4 protein-coding genes are annotated in these 5,123 nt (G+C 75.2%); 3 read left to right on the top strand and 1 reads right to left on the bottom strand.

The annotated features are described in order from the left end of the window. The 3 genes from AC51EU_RS26830 to lnt form a co-directional block, all read left to right on the top strand. Positions 1-527 (top strand): HAD-IC family P-type ATPase (locus AC51EU_RS26830; protein ID WP_496269668.1); only part of this gene is annotated, 527 nt, incomplete at its 5' end. 158 nt (positions 528-685) lie between these two features. Beyond that, the gene (locus AC51EU_RS26825; protein ID WP_496269667.1) at positions 686-2,590 is read left to right on the top strand and encodes an ABC transporter ATP-binding protein; all 1,905 of its coding nucleotides are present in this window, start codon (positions 686-688) and stop codon (positions 2,588-2,590) included. Positions 2,591-2,700: 110 nt separating this feature from the next. Then, on the top strand, positions 2,701-4,224 hold the full coding sequence (gene lnt, locus AC51EU_RS26820) for an apolipoprotein N-acyltransferase (RefSeq protein WP_496269666.1): 1,524 nt from the start codon (positions 2,701-2,703) through the stop codon (positions 4,222-4,224). Here the strand turns inward: lnt and AC51EU_RS26815 are convergent. Then, a complete protein-coding gene (locus AC51EU_RS26815; protein ID WP_496269669.1) occupies positions 4,196-5,101 on the bottom strand; it encodes a Gfo/Idh/MocA family protein in 906 nt (301 codons plus the stop codon). The genes lnt and AC51EU_RS26815 overlap by 29 nt on opposite strands. Positions 5,102-5,123: the final 22 nt, after the last annotated feature.

Here is a 5,123-nt window from a genome sequence, read left to right as displayed (position 1 = left end):
CCCGGCTCGGCGCCCTGACCGGCGCCCCCGTGACCCTGCTGACCGGGGACAACGCCCGCGCCGCCGCCCGCACGGCGCAGGACGCGGGCATCACCGACGTACGGGCCGGGCTGCTGCCGCAGGACAAGGTGGCGGCGGTGCGGGAGTGGCAGGAGGGCGGGGAGAGGGTGCTGGTGGTGGGCGACGGGGTGAACGACGCCCCGGCGCTGGCCGCGGCGGGCAGCGGGATCGCGATGGGCCGGGCCGGTTCCGGTCTGGCACTGGAGACGGCGGACACGGTGGTGGTGCGCGACGAGCTGGGGGCGGTGCCCGCGGTGGTGTCCCTGTCGCGGCGGGCGCGGCGCCTGGTGGTCCAGAACCTGTGCGTCGCCTCGGTGTGCATCACCGCGCTGGTCGTATGGGACCTGGCCGGGACGCTGCCGCTGCCGCTGGGCGTCCTGGGGCACGAGGGATCGACGGTGCTCGTCGGGCTCAACGGACTGCGGCTGCTGCGGACCGCGGCGTGGCGGCGGGCCGCAGCCGGATGACGCGGGGAGGGCCGGTAGCCCGCCGGCCGCCGGCCGCACCCCCGCGACGCACCGCGCCGGGAATCCCTTGACCTCAAGTTTGGTTGAGATCCTAGGTTGCTCGGTGTCGCCGGCCAGCCGCGGCGATCCCGTGACACACCGGCACCCTGGAGGCCGCCATGGACATGGAAGTCACCGCCTGGCACGCGTTGCACAGCACGATGACCGCGCAGCAGGGCAGACACCGTTTCTCCCGCTCCACGCTCCGCCGCATCCTGGCCTTCGCCCGCCCGCACCGGCGGCGCCTGGCCTGCTTCCTGGTCCTGAGCACCCTGACCGCGATGCTGGCGGTCGCCACCCCGCTGCTCGCCGGCCGGGTGGTGGACGCGATCGTGCACGGCGGCCCGGCGAGGGTCGTGGTCGTCCTGTCCGTACTGATCGCCCTGATCGCGGTCGCCGAGGCGGCGCTGGGCCTGCTGACCCGGTGGCTGTCGGCGAGCATCGGCGAAGGACTCATCCTGGACCTGCGCACCTCGGTCTACGACCACGTCCAGCGGATGCCCGTCGCCTTCTTCACCCGTACCCGCACCGGCGCCCTGGTCAGCCGGCTCAACAACGACGTGATCGGCGCCCAGCGGGCCTTCAGCGACACCCTCTCCGGCGTCGTCAGCAACATCGTGACGCTGCTGCTGACCCTGGTGGTGATGCTCGGCCTCTCCTGGCGGATCACCCTGGTCACCCTGGTCCTGCTGCCGGTGTTCGTGCTGCCCGCGCGGCGGGTCGGCGGGCGGCTGGCCGCGCTGCGGCGCGAGGGCGCCGACCACAACGCCGCGATGGGCACCCGGATGACCGAACGGTTCTCCGCCCCGGGCGCCACCCTCGTCAAGCTGATGGGCCGCCCCGCGCACGAGTCCGCCGAATTCGCCGACCGGGCGCGGCGGGTGCGGGACATCGGCGTGCGCTCCGCCATGGTGCAGACGTACTTCGTCACCGCCCTCACCCTGGTCTCCGCGCTCGCCCTGGCCGTGGTCTACGGGCTCGGCGGCTATCTGGCGCTCCAGGGCCAGTTGGAGGCCGGCGCGGTCGTCTCGCTCGCCCTGCTGCTCACCCGCCTCTACGCCCCGCTGACCGCGCTGTCCGGCGCGCACCTGGAGGTGATGAGTGCGCTGGTCAGCTTCGAGCGCGTCTTCGAGGTGCTGGACCTCACGCCGCTGATCTCCGAGAAGCCCGACGCGCGTGCGGTGCCCGACGGGCCGGTGTCGGTCGAGTTCGACTCCGTGCGCTTCGCCTACCCGTCCGCCGAGAAGGTCTCGCTCGCCTCCCTGGAGGAGGTCGCCGTCCTCGACACCCGCGGCGGCGAGGACGTCCTGCACGGCGTCTCCTTCCGGGCCGAGCCCGGCCGGATGGTCGCCCTCGTCGGCTCCTCCGGCGCCGGCAAGTCCACCATCGCGCAACTGCTGCCCCGCCTGTACGACACCGACTCCGGCGCGGTCCGGCTGTCCGGCGTCGACGTCCGCGACCTGACGGCGGCCTCCCTGCGCGACACCCTCGGCATGGTCACCCAGGACGGCCACCTCTTCCACGACACCGTCCGGGAGAACCTGCTGCTCGCCGCCCCGGAGGCGGACGACGAAGCCCTGTGGGACGCGCTGCGCCGGGCCCGTCTCGCGGAGCTGGTCGCCTCGCTGCCCGATGGCCTGGACACCGTCGTCGGCGAACGCGGCTACCGCCTGTCCGGGGGCGAGCGCCAGCGGCTGACGATCGCCCGGCTGCTGCTGGCCCGGCCGCGGGTCGTCATCCTGGACGAGGCCACCGCCCATCTGGACAACACCTCCGAGGCGGCGGTCCAGGAGGCCCTCGCCGAGGCGCTGGAGGGGCGGACCGCGGTGGTCATCGCCCACCGCCTGTCGACGGTACGGGCCGCCGACCTCATCCTCGTCGTCGAGAGCGGCCGGATCGTCGAACGCGGCACCCACGAAACCCTGCTCGCGGCGGACGGCCGCTACGCCGAGCTGTACCGGACGCAGTTCGCCGACGCGCCGGACGACCGGGGCACCGGCGAGGAGACCGCCCTGGTGCGCTGAAGCGGGCGGACGGGGCCCCGGCGGCGTACTCCCTCTGTCCTTGACCGGCCCGGCCGCGCACACTGGCCGTCCGGGACGTGACGGCGCGGCCCGGACGGAAGGAGCGGCCGATGCCCCCACCTCTCGCCGGGGAGAAGCGGTGGACGCCATGGGCGCGCGGGGCGGCCGCGCCGCTGTGCGGGGCACTGCCGTCCCTGGCGTTCCCCGCGCCGTCCCTGTGGTGGCTGGCGTACGCCGCGCTCGTCCCGTGGCTGCTGCTCCTGCGCGGCGCGCCGTCCGGGCGGCGGGCGGCGCTGGAGGGCTGGCTGGGCGGAACCGGCTTCCTGCTGGCCGTGCACCACTGGCTCCTGCCCGACCTGCATGTCTTCCTGTTCGTCGTCGCCCTGCTCCTCGGGGCGCTCTGGGCGCCGTGGGGGATGCTGGTCCGGGCGCTGCTGCCGGGGGCGCCGTCCGCCGGGCGGTGCGCCGCCGCGCTGGTGCTGGTGCCGTCGGGCTGGCTGATGACCGAACTGGTCCGCTCCTGGGAGTACCTGGGCGGCCCGTGGGGGCTGCTCGGGGCGAGCCAGTGGCAGGTGCCGCCCGCGCTGCGGCTGGCGTCCCTGGGCGGTGTGTGGCTGCTGAGCCTGCTGCTGGTCGCGGTGAACACCGCACTCGCCCTCCTGCTCGCCTGCCCCGCCGCCCGGCGGCCCGCCGCCGCGGGTCTCGCGCTCTGCGCGATGACCGGGGCCGCCGCCTGGTACGGGGCGCCCCTCCCCCGTCCCGCGGGCACGGTACGGGTCGCGGTCGTGCAGCCCGGCGTCACGGGCGGCCCGGCGGGACGGCTGGCCCGCAGCGAAAAGCTGACCCGGGCGCTGGCGGGCCGGGGCGTGCGTCTCGTCGTGTGGGGCGAGTCCGCCCTCACCCGCGATCCGGCGGACGACCCGGCGCTCTCCGCCCGGCTCGCCGCGCTCTCCCGCGCGGTCGGCGCCGATCTGCTGGTCAACGTCGACGCGCCCCGCACGGGCGGGCACGAGGTCCGCAAGAGCGCGGTCCTGGTGGGCCCGCGCGGGCCGAGCGGCCCCCGCTACGCCAAGATGCGGCTGGTGCCGTTCGGCGAGTTCATACCGGCCCGGCCGCTGCTGGGCTGGGCGACCCTGGTCGGGAAGGCCGCCCCCGCCGACATACGGCGCGGCACCCGCCCGGTGCTCGTCCCCGTACCGGCCGCGGACGGTCTGCGCGTCGGCCCGCTGATCTGCTTCGAGACGGCGTTCCCCGACATGAGCCGGCGCCTGGCGGGCGACGGCGCGCGGGTACTGGTCGCCCAGTCCTCCACCTCGTCGTTCCAGCACAGCTGGGCCCCGGAGCAGCACGCTTCCCTGGCCGCGCTGCGGGCCGCGGAGACCTGGCGGCCCATGGTGCACGCCACCCTCACGGGAACCAGCGCGGTGTACGGGCCCGACGGCGCCCCGGTCGGCGGGCGGCTGGGTACCGGCAGCAGCGCGGCGGCGGTCCGCGACGTCCCCCTGGCGTCCGGCACCAGCCCGTACACCCGGTTCGGTGACTGGCCGGTGACCGGGGCCCTGGTGGCGCTCGGGGCCTACGGGGCCGTCGCGGCGCGGCGCCGGTTCAGCCGGCCTGCGCGAGGGCGTCGCTGACCACGCGTTCGCACAGCTCATGGGTGCGCAGCGCGTCGGCGGCGGAGGGCCGGCGGCCGGCCCGGACGTCGTCCAGGAAGGCGAGGACGATCTGCTCGATGCCGCGCTGGCGGGCGACGGGCTCCCAGTCACCGCGACGCCGCACGGTCGGCTGCCCCTTGTGGTCGATGACCTCGGCGAGGTTGACGACCTGGCGCTTGGCGTCCCGGCCCGAGACGTCGAGGATCTCCTCGGCCGAGCCGCTGAGGCGGTTCATGGTGCCGAGGGCGGTGAACCCGTCGCCGGAGAGCTGGAGCACGACATGGTGCATCAGCCCGTCCCGCACCCGGGCGCGCACATCGATGTGGTCGATCTCCCCGGGGACCAGGAAGCGCAGGGTGTCGACGACGTGGATGAAGTCGTCCAGCACCATCGTGCGGGGGTCCTCGGGGAGGCCGGTGCGGTTCTTCTGGAGGAGGATCAGGTCGCGGGGGTGCTCCCGGCACCGGACGTAGCCGGGGGCGAAGCGGCGGTTGAAGCCGACGGTCAGTCCGACGCCGCGTTCCTCGGCGAGGGCCACCACCCGGGCGGAGGTGGCGAGGTCGTAGGAGAGCGGCTTGTCGACGTAGGTGGGTATGCCGGCCTCGATCAGGCGGGTGACGATCTCCGGGTGGACGGCCGTCGGGGCGTGTACGAACGCGGCGTCGAGGCCGGCGGCGAGCAGCGCGTCCAGGTCGGTGTGGCGCTGCCGGGCGGGCAGCCGGTGGGCGTCGGCGACCGCTTCGAGGGTGGCCGGGGTGCGGGTGTGCAGATGCAGTTCCACGCCGGGCCGGGTTCCCAGGACGGGAAGGTACGCCTTCCGGGCGATGTCGCCGAGTCCGATGCAGCCGACCTTCACGCGCGTTCCTCCTGATGTGCCG

This window comes from Candidatus Streptomyces philanthi, from assembly GCF_059553635.1.
This window is presented reverse-complemented; position numbering and strand designations above follow the sequence as displayed.

Coding starts and splice junctions, on each gene's coding strand:
- AC51EU_RS26825 (WP_496269667.1), top strand. CDS start 686: ATGGACATGGAAGTCACCGCCTGGCACGCGTTGCACAGCACGATGACC.
- lnt (WP_496269666.1), top strand. CDS start 2,701: ATGCCCCCACCTCTCGCCGGGGAGAAGCGGTGGACGCCATGGGCGCGC.